Raw genomic sequence first — 17945 nt, forward strand, 5'->3', positions numbered from 1 at the left:
CAAAATACGTTGCCGGCGAAAGCCCTGGTGGGCGAGGCTGCCCCGCATGTCCGAGAACCCGGCCAACGGCCCCCGAGCAGTCACCGCCCTCTTCCCGCAGGGGCGCCTGACCGCGATTCCCCGTAAGACCGCCCGCCGCGAGCAGGTGCTCGTCCACCTCGGCGAGACGCTCTTCGAGCCCGGCCGGGACTACAGCGAGCGCGAGGTCAACGACGCGCTGCTCACCGTCCACGACGACTTCTCGGCGCTGCGCCGCTACCTGGTGATCGGCGGCCACCTCAGCCGCACCCGGGACGGCAGCACCTACCGGCGCGGCAAGTAGGCCGCGAAGGACACGAGCGCGACGGCGACCAGGCCGAGGACCACGGCCGCGGTCGCCTTCTCGCGGATCGTGTACGGAGGGACCCGCGGCAGCGCGGGAAACGCGTCGTAGGGGGACGGCACCGCGAGCGCGCCCGGAGTGCGGCCGAGCGCCCGGCGGCGGGCCGCGCGCAGCACCCCGTACAGCAGCGGGAACAGCACAGGGCCGAGCAGCGCGGCCGCCGCCGCCCCCACGGGCAGGTGCAGGGCGGCCACGGCGAGCAGGCAGCCCGCGAACCACGCCCAGCACGCGGACCCGGCGGTCAGCGGCGCCCGCACCAGGAGCCGCAGCGGGGCCCGGCCGCGCCGGGCCAGCGCGGTGAGGGTCTCGGCGACGACGGCGGCCCGGTCGTCGGCGGGGTGCGCACGGGCCTGGGCGCAGGCCTGCTGGGCGGCGCCGGCCGGGTGCCCCACGACGGCGAGCACGAGGCGCGCGTCGTGCCGCTGCACCCTGGCCGATGGCGCCGACCCGCTTGGATCCGCGGCGAGTCGGGGACCGCACGAGGCAGCGCGGGCCGCGAGCAGGACGGGGTCGGCGGGGAAGGTGGCGAGGCCCTCGCGGAAGACGGCCTCGGCCCGGGCGGCGTGTTCGGGATCACCCTCGGCGGCGTGCGCGCGGCCGAGCAGGGCGTACAGGCGGGGATCCGGCCCGTCCGTGTACAGCGCGGCCCGTGCGGCCTTGCGGACCTCGCTGGTGCGGCCCGCCCGCAGCAGCGCCTCCGCGTCGGCGCAGACCGCCATGACGTCTTCGTGCCCGGCTTGCAATGTGTCCCCAACCCTGGATGTGCGGCTCGCCACTATCGCCCGCTGGAACGGGGTGGGTCAACAGCCCAGCGGCAGGTCAGGCGGGGTCACCAGTCCCCGCCGCCGAAGCCGCCGCCGTCGCCGCCGCCTCCGTCGCCCCAGCCGCCGCCGAAGTCCGAGGAGTTGAAGTCGGCGCCCGACACGTCGCCGCCGTCGAAGCCGGAGCCCGCGTCGTAGGAACCGGCGCCGTAGTCGGCCGCGTACGCCGGGCTCGACAGCATCGAGCCGAGCATCGTGCCCATCAGGAGGCCGGGCAGCATGCCGCCGCCGAAGTAGCCGCCCGCCCAGGGTCCGTAGGCCGGGCCCGCGTCGTAGTACGGGCGGCGGCCCTGGTCGGTGTCGACCTCGCGGACCATCGGGTCCTGGCCGTCGCGCAGCCGGGTCGCGTCCGCCTGGCACACCGGGACCTGGCGCGGGGCGCCGCCGGCCGGGGTCCAGGCGGCGTCCTCGACGGAGGGGCCGTGGCGCGGGTCGAAGAAGCACGGGGCGCGGCGCTCGGGCAGCGGCTTGTGCTCGCGGCGGGCGGCGAGGGTGGCGAGCGAGAACCGGCCGTCCTCCAGGGCCTGTGTCACGCCCGTCACATCGGCGGGCCGCTCGGCCTTCGCCATCAGCGTCTTCGCGGTCTCGTACGAGTCGAGGGCGCGTTCGTAGTCGGCGCGCATCGCGTCGTCCGCGCCGGCTTCGGCCGGGTGGAAGTCGAGCCGGTCGAGTTCCTCGCCGAACGCGGTGATGTCCTCGTCGACGACGACCTGGAGGCGCTGGAGCGCGGCCCGCTCCTCCTCGGCCTTCTTCTTGCGGTTGCGGCGGACCAGCGCGTACGCGCCCGCGCCGCCCGCCACGACGACCGCGCCGACGCCGATGAGCGCACCCGTGTTGACCCCGCCGTCGGAGCCCGAGCCGCCGCCCCACGAGGCGGGGGCGTGGCCCTTCATCTGCGGGAGCGCCTTGTCGACGAAGGCGTTGAGCTGGGTGGCGGCGTCTGTGTTGGTGCCCGGTGCGCGGACGGCGTCGTTCAGGTTCTGGACGGACTGGTTGGACAGGACCTTGCGGTCGGCGCCGGAGGTGAAGGCGTCGCCGAGCCGGATCGCGTACAGGCCGGTGACGCCGGTGTCCGTGCGCAGGTTCTTCAGGATCGTGGCCTTGGGGAACGCGGCGCTGTTCGGCAGGACCGCCACGAACAGCGGCTTGTCCGCGTCCTTGATCTTCTTGGCCAGCGCGTCGGCCTGGGCGGGACTGAGCTGGTTCGCGGCTCCGGGATCCACGTAGACCGGGCTCTTCTTGAGCTGGTCGGCCACGTCGGACGCGCCGCTGGCGGCCATGGCGGGGGCCGCCGTGGCCAGTGCGGCGAGCGCTACGGCGGAGAGTGCGGTCAAAACCCTGAGCCTCATGGCCCCGACGCTACCCGAGGCCGCACGGAAACGGACATACGGGGTGGAGCGGTCGGGGGCCGGCGCGCTCCACCTGGCCACATGCCCGGGGGCGCCGGCCCCCGGATCGCGTACCTACCGCAGCGGCTTGGTCCCGGCTCGGAGCAGGCCGTAGGTGTAGGCGTCCTGGAGGGCCTCCCAGGACGCCTCGATGACGTTGGGGCCCGCGCCGACCGTCGTCCACTCGCCCGTGCCGTCCGTGGTGGTGATCAGGACGCGGGTGGTGGAGGCCGTGCCGTGCTTGCCCTCCAGGGTGCGGACCTTGTAGTCGACCAGCTCGAACTTGGCGACCTGCGGGTAGAACCGCTCAAGGCCCTGGAGCAGCGCGGAGTCCATCGCGTTGACGGGGCCGTTGCCCTCGGCGGAGACGATGATGCGCTCGTCGCCGACCCAGAACGTCACGGTGGCGCTGTTGGCGTGGGTGCCGTCCTTGAGGGTCTCGATGATCGCCCGGTAGGACTCGATACGGAAGTAGTCGCGGGGGCCGCCCTCGACCTCGTCGCGCAGCAGCAGTTCGAAGGAGGCATCGGCGGCTTCGTAGGTGTAGCCCTGGAGTTCGCGGGCCTTGACGCGTTCCACGACGCGGGCGACGACCGCGCGGTCCTGGCCGAGGTCGACGCCGAGCTCCTTGCCCTTGAGTTCGATGGAGGCGCGGCCGGCCATGTCGGAGACCAGCATCCGGATGTGGTTGCCGACAAGCGAGGGGTCGATGTGCTGGTACAGATCGGGGTCGACCTTGATCGCGGAGGCGTGCAGGCCCGCCTTGTGGGCGAAGGCGGAGACACCGACGTACGGCTGGTGCGTGGAGGGCGCGAGGTTGACCACCTCGGCGATGGCGTGCGAGATCCGGGTCATCTCCGCCAGCGCGCCCTTGGGCAGCACGGTCTTGCCGTACTTGAGCTCCAGGGCGGCGACCACGGGGAACAGGTTGGCGTTGCCGACCCGCTCGCCGTAGCCGTTGGCGGTGCACTGGACGTGGGTGGCGCCCGCGTCGACGGCGGCCAGCGTGTTGGCGACCGCGCAGCCCGTGTCGTCCTGGGCGTGGATGCCGAGCCGGGCGCCGGTGTCGGCGAGCACGGTGGCGACGACCGCGTGGATCTGTGCGGGCAGCATGCCGCCGTTGGTGTCGCACAGGATGACGACGTCGGCGCCGGACTCACTGGCGGCCCGCACCACGGCCTTGGCGTATTCCGGGTTCGCCTTGTAGCCGTCGAAGAAGTGCTCGCAGTCCACGAAGACCCGGCGGCCCTGCTCACGCAGGTAGGCGACCGTGTCGCGGACCATCTCCAGGTTCTCGTCCAAAGTGGTGCGCAGCGCCAGCTCGACGTGCCGGTCGTGCGACTTGGCGACCAGCGTGATCACCGGGGCGCCGGATTCGAGGAGCGCCCGCACCTGCGGGTCCTCGGCGGCCTTGCCGCCCGCGCGGCGGGTCGCGCCGAACGCCACGAGCTGCGCGTTGCGGAAGCTGATCTCCTGCTGCGCGCGGGCGAAGAACTCCGTGTCGCGGGGGTTGGCGCCGGGCCAGCCGCCCTCGATGAAGCCCACGCCGAACTCGTCCAGGTGCCGGGCGATCGTCAGCTTGTCCGCGACAGTGAGGTTGATGCCCTCGCGCTGCGCGCCGTCGCGCAGCGTCGTGTCGAAGACATGGAAGCTGTCGTCGACCTCGTTCGCCTCGTTGGTCGTCATGCTGATCTGACTCCTGTCGGGTGAGTGGCTCCGAACTCATGGCTCCACTTGCCCCCGTCGCCGCGCTCCTCGCCCCGGCCGTGGTGGGGCCGGTAAACGAAAAGACCCCTCGCGGGTGCGAGAGGTCTGCGCGCGGGTCTGGGGCACGATGGCCGCTGCCGCGGGTTCTGCCACGGTTCAGCGATCACTGCGGACCGGCGCGCTGCTGTCCATAATCATGTCGAAAGCGAGCACGCTGGCAGTCTGCCATATCGGTCCGGGACCCGGAGATGGGGTCTCACCATCCGGGCGCCCCGCCGACCTGCACTAATGAGAAGCAACCGGTTCCGCTTGGGTGCGCCGGGGTTCGTCCTCGACCCGGTTGAGATCGATGTCGCGGGTCTCCCGCATGCTGAGATAGACGACCAGGGACACCGCCGCGCATCCGGCGACGTACCAGTAGAAGCCGGACTCGACGCCCGCCTCCTTGAACCAGAGCGCCACGTATTCGGCGGTCCCTCCGAACAGGGCGTTCGCGATGGCGTACGGCAGGGCGACTCCGAGCGCGCGGATGCCGGTCGGGAAGAGCTCGGCCTTCACGCAGGCGTTGATCGAGGTGTAGCCGGTGACCACGACCAGGGCGAGCAGGGCCAGGCCGAAGGCCGGCCAGAAGGTCCCCGCGTGCTTGAGCATCGTCATGATCGGCACGGTCAGGAAGGTGGAGCCGACCGCGAAGGTGATCAGGAGCGGGCGGCGCCCGACCCGGTCGGAGAGCGCGCCCGCCAGCGGCTGGAGGCACATGAACACGAACAGCGCGCAGAAGCTGACGAGCGAGGCGGTCGACTTGTCCATACCCGCGCTCTTGGACAGGAACTTCGTCAGATACGTCGTGTACGTGTAGTACGCGACCGTGCCGCCCATGGTGAGCGCCATGACGAGCAGCGCCTCGCGCTTGTGCGCCCACAGTGCCTTGAGCGTGCCCCGATCCTCGTCCCGGGCGGCTCCCGACTCCTCGTACACCTCGGTCTCCAGCATGGAGCGGCGCAGGTAGAAGACGACGGCCGCGCCGAGGGCGCCGACGATGAAGGGGACGCGCCAGCCCCAGCTGTGCAGGGCCGCGTCCGAGAGGTTGCGCTGCATGACGATCTGCAGGCCGAGTCCGAGGAGCTGGCCGGCGGTCATCGACACGTACTGGAAGCTGGAGGCGAAGCCGCGTTTCTTCGGGTCGGAGGCCTCGGTGAGGTAGGTGGCGCTGGCCGCGTACTCGCCGCCGACCGAGAGGCCCTGGAGGAGGCGGGCGACCAGCAGGACCGCTACTCCCCCGTATCCGGCGACCGCGTACGTCGGTGCGACGGCGATCAGGATCGCGGAGGCGGACATGAGGGTGACGGTCAGGGTGAGCGCGGCCTTGCGGCCCTTGCGGTCACCGATCCGGCCGAGCAGCCAGCCGCCGACCGGCCGCATGAAGAAGCCGACGGCGAAGATCCCCATGGTGTTCATGAGGTTGGCTGTTTCGTTGCCCTTCGGGAAGAACGCGTCCGCGAAGTACACGGCGAACGTGGCGTACACGAACCAGTCGAACCACTCGACCATGTTGCCGGCCGAACCGACCCAGATCTTCTTCCAGTGCTCTCGTCCCATGGACGCTCACGGTGGCGCAGGCTCGCGCGGCCGACAAGGCGTGCGGCCGCAACGATCGGGCCTACTTGCGTGCGTTGCGTTCCCACCGTCAGCGCCGCATCAGTGACTCGTCCACGAACTCCCTTACGTGGTCGAGGACTTGGGGCCGTCCGGTGCCGGGCAGGCCGACGGCGACGTGCACGCTGAACCCGTCGAGCAGGGCGCGCAGGCGGGCCGCGAAACGGTCGGCGTCCACCGGGCGGAACTCGCCACGCGAGACGCCCTCGGCGACTATCGCGACCAGGTCGCGGTGCCAGGCCCCCTCGATGGCGGCCTGGCGGGCGCGGGCGGCGTGGTCGGCGTTCTGCGAGCGGTTCCAGACCTCCAGCCACAGGATCCAGTGCGGATCGCGCGGCCCGTCGGGAACGTACAGGTCGATGTAGGCGTCCAGGCGCTCGCGGGCCGTGCCGGGCCGCACGAGCAGCCCGCGGCGCTCCTCGCCGAGGCGGCCCTCGCTCCACTCCAGGGTCTGGAGCAGCAGCTCGTCCTTGCTGCGGAAGTAGTAGAGGAGATGCCCGCTGGACATGCCGACCTCACGCCCGAGCCCGGCCATGGTGAGCCCGTCGAGCCCGCGTTCGGCGATCGTGGCCATGGCGGCGACGAGCACTTCCTCGCGGGGCGGGGCGGTGTTGCGGCGGCGGGGTGCGTTCACCCGTATGTTCTACCTGATCGCGGGGGCGGGCCCGGCCATGCGGACAGCCCCTAGGGCTTGAGGGTGCCGACGAACCGGTACTGGTTGCCCTCGTCGCCGGGCGCCGTCGGCGGGCCCAGCTCGACCAGGGCCATCGACCGGTCGGACGGCTCCCCGGTGTCGGGCGCGAAGGCGATCTCACCGCTGACCCCGCGTACCTTGTACGTGCCGTTGGTCTGGCCGAGCAGGTCGAGGACCGTGCTGGAGGTGACCTTGTCCGGGCCGTAGGTGTCCACCGCCCGGCGCGCGGCGATGCCGATCGTGTACACCGCGTCGTGGCCCACCATGGCCTGCCCGTTGTTGAGTTCGCCCGCGCTTCCGCTACGGAGCTGGAGGTAGCGGCGCTGGAAGTCGGGGAACGGGCCGCGCTCCTGGCCGCCGTACATCTGCGCGGAGGCGCCGGGATGGGCGTACGCGGTGTAGGACGCCGTGAGGCCGCTGGCTTTCCAGCGCCGCCCCAGCTCTTCCATCTCGGCGGTGCCGGACGCGCGGCCGGTGTCGAAGTACAGGCCGACCGCGCTGGACCCGGAGAGCACCCGCACCGGACAGCTGCGCCGGTCCTCGCCCGCCGCCTCGATGAAGCTGCGCAACTCCCGTCCCCGGGCGGCGAAGTAGACGCCGTCGGGGGCGGCTCCGGTGACACAGACCTTCTCCGCGACCACGCGCAGCGCGTTGCCGCCGCCGGGAGCCGCGCCGGAGGTGAACGGGACCACCGTCTCGACCTTGAGGCCGGTGCGCTGGGCGGCGGCCATGAACCCGTTGTACAGCGAGGCGTTGTAGATGTCCCCGGCCTTGTTGTCCTTGACGACCTGCAACCGGTACCCGGGGTGCTTGTCCTGTTGGTCCTTGAAGTAGCGGGCCGCGGCCGAGGCCTGCTCGTCGGCGGGGAAGGACACCCGGAAGAAGCCGGGAGCCTGGGACCTCATCTCGACCCCGGCCACCGTCGCACCCACGACGGGCATCCCGGCGGCGCGGAGCCTGTCCACCGCGGCCAGCGTGCGGGCGTTGCTCTGCCCTATCCCGGCGACGGCGACCAGGTGCTCCTCGTCCTTCATCCGCAGGAGCTGGTCGACCACGTCCTGGGCGTACGCGTCGTCGCGTCCGGTGTTGGCCAGGAGCAGCCGCACCCTCGGCAGGGTGCCGCGCTCGCTGTTGATCTCCTGCTGCGCGAGGTGGGCGCCGGTGACCGCCTGGCGGGTACCTTCGGGGCCCCGGTCCTCGGTGCCGCCGGACATCGACTCCAGGTAGGCGATGGTCACCGACTTCTCACCGGACTTCTCGACCTTGCGGTTCTCGTCGCGGATCCGGCCGCTGATGTCGCCGAGGGCGGGGAAGGCGAAGGAGCCGTCGCTCACTCCGACGCACTCACCGCCGGCCCGCTCGGTGACGCCCGGGGCGCAGTCGGTGTCCGGCTCGAAGACCCTGACGAGGACGACGGCGACCAGCACCGTGCATGCGGCGACCAGCGCCACCCACAGCCACTTGTGGCCTGGAGGACGGGGAAGGTCGATCGTCGTACGGCTCGTCACCAGGGCTCCTCCTTGTACTGCTGCGCCTTGTCCTGGAGCACGTTGGCCCAGGCGACACGCTCGGTGTGGGCGGCGGCCAGGGTATGGAAGCGGGCGTAGACCTCCCCGAAGAGCGAGGCGTACGGGTCCCCGAGGGGATCGCGGTAGGGGTCCCCGACCCGGTCCGTGGCCGGGTCATCGGCGGGCTCCGGGGCCAGCCAACTGGCCGCGAGGAGACGGGTGATGGTGCGCAGCCGGGGCACGGTGTCGTCGCGCAGGTGCCGCACCAGGGCCTCGTACTGCTCCCAGGGCTCGCTGCCCGGACCGCTGAGCGCGGGCGGCAGCGGGGCGCGGCGCAGCCGGCACAGCGCGGCGCACCACTGCTCCGGGGTGTCCTGCTCGAAGATCGCGTCCAGGTGGGCCGCGGCCGCGGCGAGGTCACCGCAGGCCAGCGCGTGATAGGCGGCGAGACCCGGCTCGCCCCTGGCGGCCGCCTCCGCGCGCAGCCCGGCGTGAAGCGCGCCCGGGTCGTCCAGGGCGCTCAGCAGCAGGCGACGCAGCAGCGGGTGCGGGGTGCCCGGGGGGCCGTCGGCGAGCGGATCGCCGGTGTCGATGTGCATGGTGCGCAGCCGGTCGCGGGCGAACGCCCGGAATTCCTGGCCGAGATGGGCCGCTGTCTCGCCCTCGGCCTGAAGCCACTGGGCGACGGCGGCCTGCGCCAGGTCCGGTGCGGCCGCGGCTCTGGCCAGCGCCGGGCACAGCCCCTGCGGCGGGTCGATGGGCAGCAATCGGTCCCGGAGGTCGTGGACCAGGCCGGCCGACGGCTCCAGAGCGCGGCGCAGCCGCTCCCCCCAGGGCGCCGACGGCTCGAAGCCGTGCAGGGCGCCGAGGAGGCGGGCGGTCGCCGTGGGCTGCCCCCGGGTGATCTCGTACACCACCCAGCCGAGCCAGCGCGCCCCGGCGTTGCCCCGGGGCGGGGGCGCGACCGTCGACTGGAAGACCTCCTTGGCCTGCTGTTCCACCTCGCTCCGCGTCAGATCGCGCAGCCGCCCCACCCGCAGCCCCTCCGTGACCTCCTGCGGGTCGAAGGTCGTGCCCGCGGGCCAGGGCCCGGGGTAGCCGTCGGTGGCGTACTGCCATCCGAAGCCGGCGTCCTTCAGGGCCCGCGGGTAGCTGCCCGCCATGGCGAGGACCACCAGGGGGTCCCGGTCGGCTCCGCGGCGCTCCTGGACCAGCAGGCGCAGCACCTCGCCGCCGAGGTGGTTGTCGGCGTTGTCCAGGAGCACCAGGGTGCGCACCGCCCAGTCCTTGCGGGTGTAGCAGCGCCGTAGTTCCTGGAGGAAGACCTGGCACACGATGCGTTCGGTGACGTCGCGCTCCTCGGGGGAGGCGGAGCGGTGGGCGAGGTTGAGTTCGATCAGGATGTCCAGGGCCGAGGTGACGGCGGAGGCCCACCGGATCCTGGAGAGGCGGCGCAGCATCTGCCCGTGGCGCAGGACCGCTTCGATGGTCGGCAGCACCCTGAACGCCTCGGTGAACGGGGACGGCAGTCCGGCCAGTGATCCGGCGGTCTGGGCGACCTGGACGACGTGCGGCAGCCAATGGGAGGGCGGACCGGCCAGCGCCTCGGCCAGCCGGCGGCGCGCCGCCGCCCGGTCCCGGGAGTCGAGTTCGAGGGCGAGCGCCTCGGTCATCAGGCGGAAGGCGGGCAGCGAGATGCGCGGCACGTGCTTCTTGCGGGGCTCGATCTCGTACGCCACCGCCTTGAGGACGTCCAGCGGCCGCTGTTCGTGGCGGGCCAGTTCGGCGAGGTCGAGCCGGGCCACCGGGCCGACCGCGGCCCACTGCCCGATCGCCCGCAGCAGGGTCGTCTTGCCGCTGCCGCGCGGGCCGAGCAGCAAGGTGACGGGCCGCTGTTCGACGACCCCGCCGCCCGCTCCGGGCAGCAGCGCCGACTCGGTGTGGCTGCGCACCGACCGGTCGCGCTCGGACTCCCCCGCCCACTCCCGCAGCATCGGCCCCCCTGGTGATGAGCGCCACCACGTCGCGGCACCGGCGAGGGTCAATATCCCTGTGGGGGGCGGGGGTTGCAAGCTTTCCCGAGTTTTCCGCCACAGGGTCCGGAATTCGCCGGTGGCATACGCGACGGCGCGCTCCCCGGCCCGGGGAGTGGCCCGCGCCCCGGCGTCACACCCTCGGCTGCTGCTGGGTGATGCAGTGGATGCCGCCGCCGCCCGCGAAGATCGTCCGGGCGTCGACCAGGGTCACCGTGCGGTCGGGGAAGAGGCGGCGGAAGATGCCCGCCGCGTTCTCGTCGCGCGGGTCGTCGAAGGCGCACAGGACCACGCCGCCGTTGCAGAGGTAGTGGTTGATGTAGGAGTAGTCGACCCAGCCGTGGTCGTCCTGGACGACCGTGGGCGCGGGGATCTCCACCACCTCCAGGGCGCGGCCCCGCGCGTCGGTCTGGGCGCGGAGCAGCGCCACGTTCTCCTTGCAGAGCTCGTGGTCGGGGTGGGCCGGGTCGGGCTGGGTGTGGGCGACCACGACGCCGGGCCGGGCGAACGCGGCGACGATGTCGACGTGGCCCAGCGTGCCGTAGCCGTGCGGCGGGTAGTCGGCGGTGAGGCCGCGGCGCAGCCAGATGGCCTTGCGGGTGCCGAGCATGGCGTGGATCTCGGTCTCGACCTCCTCGCGCGTCCAGTCGGGGTTGCGCTCGGGGCCGAGCTGGACGGTCTCGGTGAGCAGCACCGTGCCCTCGCCGTCGACGTGGATCGCACCGCCCTCGTTGACCAGGCGCGAGGTGTACGTGCGTGCGCCGGCCAGGTCCGAGACGTGGGCGCCGATCTTCGCGTCGTGCTCCCAGGTCGCCCAGTCCTGGGCGCCCCAGCCGTTGAACGTCCAGTCCACGGCGGCCAGTTGGCCTTTTCCGTCGGTGAGGAAGGTGGGGCCGATGTCCCGCATCCAGGCGTCGTCGAGTTCGCGCTCGACCAGCTCGATGTCGGGTCCGAGCAGCCCGCGGGCGCCTTCGGCCTGGCCCGGGCCCACGACCATGGTGACCGGTTCGAAGCGGCGTACCGCGCGGGCGACCGAGGCCCAGGCGGCGCGGGACTCGGCCAGCTCGGCGTCGTTCGGGAAGGTCACGTTGGGGCCCGGCCATGCCATCCAGGTCCGCTCGTGCGGGGTCCACTCGGCGGGCATGCGGAAGCCGTCGGCGGCAGCAGACATCAGGGTGGTCCTTACAGGAAGTAGAGGCGGTTGAGGGAGACGGAGTCGGCCGGTTCGGAGCGCAGCGGGTCGCCGTCGAGGGTGACGAGCCCGGTGCGGCCGTCCACGCCGACGGCTCCGGTACGGGAGTTGAGCAGCAGGTCGGCGGGGCCGATGCCACGTGTGCCGCGCACCGCGACCCGGCGGCGGCGGGTGGGCAGCCGGTCGTTGCCCTGGTCGAGGGCGGCGTTCGCCACGAAGGCGACGGACAGCTCGGCGGCGGCGGAGCCATGGGCGCCGAACAGGGGGCCGAGCACGAGCGGTTCGCAGGTGTCGGTGGCCGCGTTGGGGTCGCCGGTGACGCCCCACGCGGGGAACCCGGACTTGAGGACCATCTGCGGCTTGGCACCGAAGTAGGCCGGGCGCCACAGCACGATGTCGGCCATCTTGCCGGTCTCGATGGAGCCGATCTCGTGCGAGAGGCCGTGCGCGATGGCCGGGTTGATGGTCAGCTTCGCCATGTAGCGAAGGACGCGCGCGTTGTCGTCACCGGGCCCGTCGCCCTCCAGGGGGCCGAGCTCGGCCTTCATCTTCCCGGCCATCGCGAACGTGCGCCGTACGGTCTCGCCCGCTCGGCCCATGCCCTGGGCGTCGGATGAGGTGATGCCGATCGCGCCCAGATCGTGCAGCACGTCTTCGGCACCCATCGTCCCGGCCCGGATGCGGTCGCGGGCCATCGCCGCGTCGCCCGGCAGATCGGTCTTGAGGTCGTGGACCGAGACGATCATGCCGTAGTGCTCGGCGACCGCGTCCCGGCCGAAGGGCAGGGTGGGGTTGGTGGACGACCCGATGACGTTGGGCACGCCCGCCATCTTCAGCACGTTGGGTACGTGTCCGCCGCCGCAGCCCTCGATGTGGAAGGCGTGGATGGTGCGGCCTTCGAGCACCTTCAGGGTGTCCTCGACGGTGAGGCACTCGTTCAACCCGTCGCTGTGCAGGGCGACTTGGACGTCGTGCTCCTCGGCCACGCGCAGCGCTGTGTCGAGCGCCCGGGTGTGCGCGCCCATGTCCTCGTGGACCTTGAACCCGCAGGCCCCGCCTTCGGCGAGCGCCTCCACCAGCGGAGCCCCGTTCGAGGACGAACCCCGCCCCAGGAAGCCGATGTTGACGGGCCAGGCGTCGAAGGCCGCGAAGGCGCCCCGCAGCGCCCAGGGCGAGTTGACGCCGACGCCCCAGACCGGGCCGAACTCCTGGCCGATGATCGTGGTGACTCCGGAGGCGAGCGAGGCCTCCATGATGCGCGGCGAGAGCAGGTGTACGTGGGTGTCGACGGCTCCGGCGGTGGCGATGAGCCCCTCGCCGGAGACGATCGAGGTGCCGGTGCCGACGACCACGTCCACGCCGTCGAGGGTGTCGGGGTTGCCGGCCCGCCCGATGGAGCAGATCCGTCCCTCGCGGATGCCGATGGACACCTTGCGGATGCCCTGCACCGCGTCGATCACGACGACGTTGCTGATCACCACGTCACAGGTCTCGCGGACGGCGGCGGCCTTCAGATGCAGCCCGTCGCGGGCCGTCTTGCCGAACCCGGCCAGGAACTCGTCGCCGGGCCGCTGGGCGTCGGACTCGACCCGGACGGTCAGGCCCGAGTCCCCGAGCCGGATCCGGTCACCGGTGCGGGGGCCGTGCACGGAGGCGTACTCGTACGGGTCCATCACGTGTCTCCCCCACGGGTGGTTCCGAGATATCCGCAGGCCGCGGCCCTGCGCAGGGCCTCCTGCCGGGCGCCGGGCGCGTCGAGGGGCCCGTCGACCAGGCCCGCGAAGCCGATCGCCACACGGTCGCCGCCGATCGGGACGAGGCCGACCTCCTCGCTCTCGCCCGGCCCGAACCGCACCGAGGACCCGGCGGGCACGCACAGCCGCATGCCGTAGGCCGCGGCCCGGTCGAAGTCGAGCCGCGGGTTGGCCTCGAAGAAGTGGAAGTGCGAGGTGACGCTCACCGGCACCGGAGCGGTGTTGGTCACGGTGAGCAGCACCTCGGGAGCCGCCTCCTCGTAGCCGTAGCCGGGCAGCAGCGCGCCGGGGGCCGCCGCGCCCGCCGTGCCGCCGATGGGGTCGGGCACCACCGCGAGCCGGGAGCCGTCGTCGAAGACGGCCTCCACATGGACCTCGGTGACCACGTCGGACACGCCGGGCAGCACGTCGTCGGGGCCGAGCACGGCGCGGGCCGCCTCGATGGCCTCGGCGAGCCGCCTGCCGTCGCGGGCCGCCTCGCAGACGGTGTCCGCGATCAGGGCGGTCGCCTCGGGCACGTTCAAGCGGAGCCCGCGGGCCCTGCGGGCCCGGGCCAGTTCCGCGGCGCCGAACAGCAGCAGCCGGTCACGCTCCGTCGGGGTCAGTCGCACGCCACCACACCTCCTGTTTGAACACCACTCTAACCAGAGATTCCACTGCGCGAAAGCATTGACGGCACCACTTGGCATGAGTCACATTGAGCGCCACTCAAACCCCCCGAGAGTGAGAGGTTCCGGCATGCCCATAGAACAGCGCGGAGTCGATACGGTCCCGGAAGCGGAACGCACCAGCGGGCCCCGCGATCTCGTGTCGATCCTGCTCGGCTCGAACCTGTGCCTCGGAGTGATCGTCTTCGGCTGGCTGCCGGTCTCCTTCGGCCTCGGCTGGTGGGCGTCGGTCAGCGCGATCGTGGCGGGCACGGTCGTCGGCACCCTCCTGACGGCCCCGCTCGCGCTCGTCTCCCTGCGCACCGCGACCAACCTGTCCACATCCTCCGGCGCCCAATTCGGCGTACGCGGAAGGCTGGTGGGCTCAGTGGTGGGCCTGCTGCTCTCGCTCGGCTACACCGCGCTGACCGTGTGGATCGGCGGGGACGCGATGACGGGCATCCTGCACCGCCTGTTCGGCCTGCCGACGGGCGGGATCACGTACGGCATCGTGTACGCGCTGCTCGCCGCGGCCACCGTCATCGGCGCCGTCTACGGCTACCGGGTGCTGCTCCGTCTTTCGCGCATCCTGGCCGTGGGCATGACCGCGCTGCTGATCCTCGGAGTCGTCGCCTACGCACCGCACTTCACCACCGCCGCGCTGCCCGACGCGGGCGGCTATCTGCTCGGCTCGTTCTGGCCGACCTGGCTCCTCGCACTCGTCGCGGCCGGGCTCAGTGGCCCGATCGCGTTCATCACCCTGCTCGGCGACTACACGCGCTACATCTCGCCGACCCGCCACCCCTCGCGCCGCGTCCTGCACGCCACATGGCTCGGCCTGACGGCGGGCCTTCTGGTGCCGCAGCTCTTCGGCACGTTCACGGCGTACGCGGCTCGCGCGGCCACCGACTACGCGGGCCCGCTGGTCTCGGCCGCCCCCGGCTGGTATCTGGTGCCGCTGCTGCTCGCGGCGTCGGCGGGCTCGGTGGGCAACGCGGGTCTGATGCTGTACTCGATGGGCCTCGACCTGGACGCGATCCTGCCGCGCGCCTCGCGCACCCAGGCGACGTTCGCGGTGGCGGTCGTCGCCACGGTGTGTGTCTTCGCGGGCCACTTCGCCTGGGACGCGCAGGCCGCGATGACCTCGTTCGTCCTGCTGCTCACGGCGATCGGCACACCCTGGGCGGTGATCACCCTGATCGGCTTCGTGCGCTGCCGCGGCGTGTACGACGCCGACGCCCTCCAGGTCTTCAACCGCCGCTCGCGGGGCGGCATCTACTGGTACCGGGCCGGCTGGAACCTCCGCGCGGTGGCCTCCTGGGCCCTGGGCGCGGCCACGGGCCTCCTCTCGGTCTCCCTCCCCAACTACCAGGGCCCGCTGCTCAGTTGGACGGGCGGAGTGGACTGCAGCTTCCTGCTGTCGGGGTTGGTGGGCGGCGTGGCATACGCGGCTTTGACGGCCCGCTCCCGGGCAACGGAAAGGGCCGCCAAGGACACGAGGTCCGAGACGGCCCTGGCCGAGAACTAGCCGAAGCTGTACCGCATGCCGCTATGGGGCCCGGGGCCTGACCAATCGGGCTGGGCCACCCCATGCCGCTCAGGGGCGCGGGGAACTGCGCGACCAGCCACAGCCGGCCCTCCGTCGGAAACCCGACCCCACTCTCGCCTAGCCCAGCGGGTGCATCCAGCCATGGGGATCCGGGGCCTGCCCCGTCTGAAGCTCAAGCAGAGCCTTACGCAGCTTCATCGTGACCTCGCCGGGCTCACCGTCGCCCTGCGTCCAGTTGGCCCGGGCGGACTTCACCGAGCCCACGGGGGTGATGACGGCCGCCGTGCCGCAGGCGAAGACCTCGGTCAGCGAGCCGTTCTCGTTGTCGCGCTTCCAGTCCTCCGTGGAGATCCGCCCCTCGACGGCCTCGTACCCGAGGTCGCGGGCGATCTTCAGGAGGGAGTCGCGGGTGATGCCGGGAAGCAGCGAGCCGGTCAGCTCGGGGGTGACGATCTTGGGCTTTTGATCGGACGCAGCCCCGTACACGAAGTACAGGTTCATGCCGCCCATTTCCTCGATCCAGCGGTGCTCGACCGCGTCCAGCCAGACCACCTGGTCGCAGCCGTGCTGGGCGGCCTCGGCCTGCGCGACCAGGGAGGCCGCGTAGTTGCCGCCGGTCTTGGCCGCGCCGGTGCCGCCCTTGACGGCACGGACGTACTCCTCGGACAGCCACACCGAGACGGGCTTCACGCCGCCGGGGAAGTAGGCGCCGGCCGGGGAGGCGATCACGATGAACAGGTACTCGTTGGCCGGCCGCACACCGAGGCCGACCTCGGTCGCGATCATGAAGGGCCGCAGGTAGAGCGAGGCCTCGCCGGTGGCCGGGACCCACGCCTTGTCCTGCTGGACCAGTGCGTCGCAGGCCGCGATGAAGAGGTCGACGGGCACCTCGGGCATCGCGATGCGGCGGGCCGAGGACTGGAAGCGCTCGGCGTTGGCCTCGGGCCGGAAGGTGGCGACCGTGCCGTCGGGCTGGCGGTACGCCTTGAGGCCCTCGAAGATCGTCTGCGCGTAGTGCAGCGTCATGTTCGCCGGGTCCATGGACAGCGGGGCGTACGGCACGAGCTGGGCGTCGTGCCAGCCGCGGCCCTCGGTCCAGCGGACCGTCACCATGTTGTCGGTGAAGTGGCGGCCGAAACCGGGGCTGGCCAGAATCGCCTCGCGCTCCGCGTCGGACAGCGGATGCGAGGTGGGCTTGAGCTCGATCGTGGGCGTCGTCATGAGTGCTGTGTCCTTCACCGGTGGATAGTGACGGACCGCGCTCACGCCGCCGCTACCGCGTGGACGTCCGAGCTGCTCCGCATGCCGCGGCCCACGTCCGATTATCGCTCTTGGCGGGGCGTTGGACATAACGGTGTGATGTGCGGTCCGGGGTTGATGGTGTCACCCGGTGGCCGCATGCGAAAAGCCGCCGGGTGCGAAATGCGACCCGGCGGCTGTTACGTGTGTGCCGCGGGGTCAGCCGGCTACCCGTACGGCGAGCGCGTCGCCGATCTCGTCCGTCGTACGGACCGAGTCGCCGCGGGCCGCGAGGTCCTCGGAGACGGCGGCCTCGATGCGGGCCGCCTCGGCGTCGTAGCCGAGGTGGCGCAGGAGCAGCGCGACGGAGAGGATCGTGGCCGAGGGGTCCGCCTTGCCCTGGCCCGCGATGTCCGGCGCGGAGCCGTGCACCGGCTCGAACATCGACGGGAACTCGCCGCTCGGGTTGATGTTGCCGGAGGCCGCGACGCCGATGCCGCCGGAGACGGCCGCGGCGAGGTCGGTGATGATGTCGCCGAAGAGGTTGTCGGTGACGATCACGTCGAACCGTGCGGGGTCGGTGACGAGGAAGATCGTCGCCGCGTCCACGTGCAGGTAGTCGGTGGTGACGTCGGGGAACTCCTTCGCCACCTTGTTGAAGATGTTGGTCCACAGGTGACCGGCGTAGGCCAGCACGTTGTTCTTGTGGACCAGCGTCAGCTTCTTGCGCGGGCGGGCCTGGGCGCGGGCGAAGGCGTCACGGACCACGCGCTCGACACCGAAGGCGGTGTTGACCGAGACCTCGGTGGCGACCTCGTGCGGCGTACCGGTACGGATCGAACCGCCGTTGCCGGTGTACGGGCCCTCGGTGCCCTCGCGCACGACGATGAAGTCGATCTCGGGCTGGCCGGCGAGCGGGGTGGCGACGCCGGGGAGCAGCCTGCTGGGGCGGAGGTTGACGTAGTGGTCGAAGAGGAAGCGGAGCTTCAGCAGGAAGCCGCGCTCCAGGACGCCGGACGGGACCGAGGGGTCGCCGATCGCGCCGAGCAGGATCGCGTCGTGCTGCTTGAGGGCGTCGACGTCGGCGTCCGTGAGGGTCTCACCGGTGGCGTGGTAGCGCCGGGCGCCGAAGTCGAACTCCCTGGTCTCCAGCTTCACATCCTGCGGAAGGACGGCACTGAGAACCTTCAGGCCCTGGGCCACGACCTCCTGGCCGATGCCGTCACCGGGGATCACTGCGAGATTGATGCTGCGAGAACTTGCCGACATGGGGGAACCCTACTGGCCGTCCCAGCCATTGACACCCGATGTCCATACTGTGGACAGGGGCACATGCCGCGGTTCGCGGCAGTGCGGGCACCTTCCGCTGGGCCGG

At 71.9% G+C, this 17945-nt stretch carries 14 protein-coding genes; 2 read left to right on the plus strand and 12 right to left on the minus strand.

Features of this window, described 5'->3' with window-relative positions; translation table 11 throughout:
• Positions 1-46: 46 nt before the first annotated feature.
• A complete protein-coding gene (locus ACWC2B_RS13695) occupies positions 47-322 on the plus strand; it encodes a DUF2087 domain-containing protein (RefSeq protein WP_450716637.1) in 276 nt (91 codons plus the stop codon).
• On the opposite strand, the gene ACWC2B_RS13700 is transcribed toward ACWC2B_RS13695, so the two are convergent.
• The 10 genes from ACWC2B_RS13700 to ureA form a co-directional block, all read right to left on the minus strand.
• Positions 304-1101 (minus strand): hypothetical protein, encoded by a 798-nt coding sequence (locus ACWC2B_RS13700; protein WP_450716638.1) that lies wholly within the window; start codon positions 1099-1101, stop codon positions 304-306. The genes ACWC2B_RS13695 and ACWC2B_RS13700 overlap by 19 nt on opposite strands.
• 110 nt (positions 1102-1211) lie before the next feature.
• On the minus strand, positions 1212-2552 hold the full coding sequence (locus tag ACWC2B_RS13705; protein WP_450716639.1) for a hypothetical protein: 1341 nt from the start codon (positions 2550-2552) through the stop codon (positions 1212-1214).
• A gap of 114 nt (positions 2553-2666) precedes the next feature.
• On the minus strand, positions 2667-4277 hold the full coding sequence (gene cimA / locus ACWC2B_RS13710; RefSeq protein ID WP_450716640.1) for a citramalate synthase: 1611 nt from the start codon (positions 4275-4277) through the stop codon (positions 2667-2669).
• 306 nt (positions 4278-4583) lie between these two features.
• Positions 4584-5897 carry an MFS transporter gene (locus ACWC2B_RS13715; RefSeq protein ID WP_450716641.1) on the minus strand — a complete coding sequence of 438 codons (1314 nt, stop codon included), beginning with the start codon at positions 5895-5897 and terminating at the stop codon, positions 4584-4586.
• 88 nt (positions 5898-5985) lie between these two features.
• Positions 5986-6528: a TetR/AcrR family transcriptional regulator gene (locus ACWC2B_RS13720; RefSeq protein WP_450716746.1), complete on the minus strand. Its 543-nt coding sequence runs from the start codon at positions 6526-6528 to the stop codon at positions 5986-5988.
• Positions 6529-6638: 110 nt separating this feature from the next.
• On the minus strand, positions 6639-8156 hold the full coding sequence (locus ACWC2B_RS13725) for an ABC transporter substrate-binding protein (RefSeq protein ID WP_450716642.1): 1518 nt from the start codon (positions 8154-8156) through the stop codon (positions 6639-6641).
• Complete coding sequence (locus tag ACWC2B_RS13730) at positions 8153-10150, minus strand: ATP-binding protein (protein WP_450716643.1); 1998 nt, start codon at positions 10148-10150, stop codon at positions 8153-8155. Before ACWC2B_RS13730 ends, ACWC2B_RS13725 begins: the two co-directional genes overlap by 4 nt.
• Positions 10151-10322: 172 nt before the next feature.
• A complete protein-coding gene (locus tag ACWC2B_RS13735) occupies positions 10323-11360 on the minus strand; it encodes an agmatine deiminase family protein (RefSeq protein WP_450716644.1) in 1038 nt (345 codons plus the stop codon).
• Positions 11361-11371: 11 nt separating this feature from the next.
• Positions 11372-13054, minus strand: coding sequence for an urease subunit alpha (locus ACWC2B_RS13740; protein ID WP_450716645.1), 1683 nt, complete (start codon positions 13052-13054; stop codon positions 11372-11374).
• The gene (gene ureA / locus ACWC2B_RS13745; RefSeq protein WP_450716646.1) at positions 13054-13746 is read right to left on the minus strand and encodes an urease subunit gamma; all 693 of its coding nucleotides are present in this window, start codon (positions 13744-13746) and stop codon (positions 13054-13056) included. The genes ACWC2B_RS13740 and ureA overlap by 1 nt, the downstream gene beginning before the upstream one ends.
• A 127-nt stretch (positions 13747-13873) precedes the next feature.
• On the opposite strand from ureA, the gene ACWC2B_RS13750 reads away from it, so the two are divergent.
• The gene (locus tag ACWC2B_RS13750; RefSeq protein ID WP_450716647.1) at positions 13874-15310 is read left to right on the plus strand and encodes a cytosine permease; all 1437 of its coding nucleotides are present in this window, start codon (positions 13874-13876) and stop codon (positions 15308-15310) included.
• Between the two features lie 138 nt (positions 15311-15448).
• Here ACWC2B_RS13750 and ACWC2B_RS13755 read toward each other — a convergent pair whose 3' ends face one another.
• The gene (locus tag ACWC2B_RS13755) at positions 15449-16552 is read right to left on the minus strand and encodes a branched-chain amino acid aminotransferase (RefSeq protein ID WP_450716648.1); all 1104 of its coding nucleotides are present in this window, start codon (positions 16550-16552) and stop codon (positions 15449-15451) included.
• Between the two features lie 237 nt (positions 16553-16789).
• A complete protein-coding gene (locus tag ACWC2B_RS13760) occupies positions 16790-17839 on the minus strand; it encodes a 3-isopropylmalate dehydrogenase (RefSeq protein ID WP_450716649.1) in 1050 nt (349 codons plus the stop codon).
• Positions 17840-17945 lie beyond the last annotated feature (106 nt).

Source organism: Streptomyces sp. NPDC001415 (assembly GCF_053597395.1).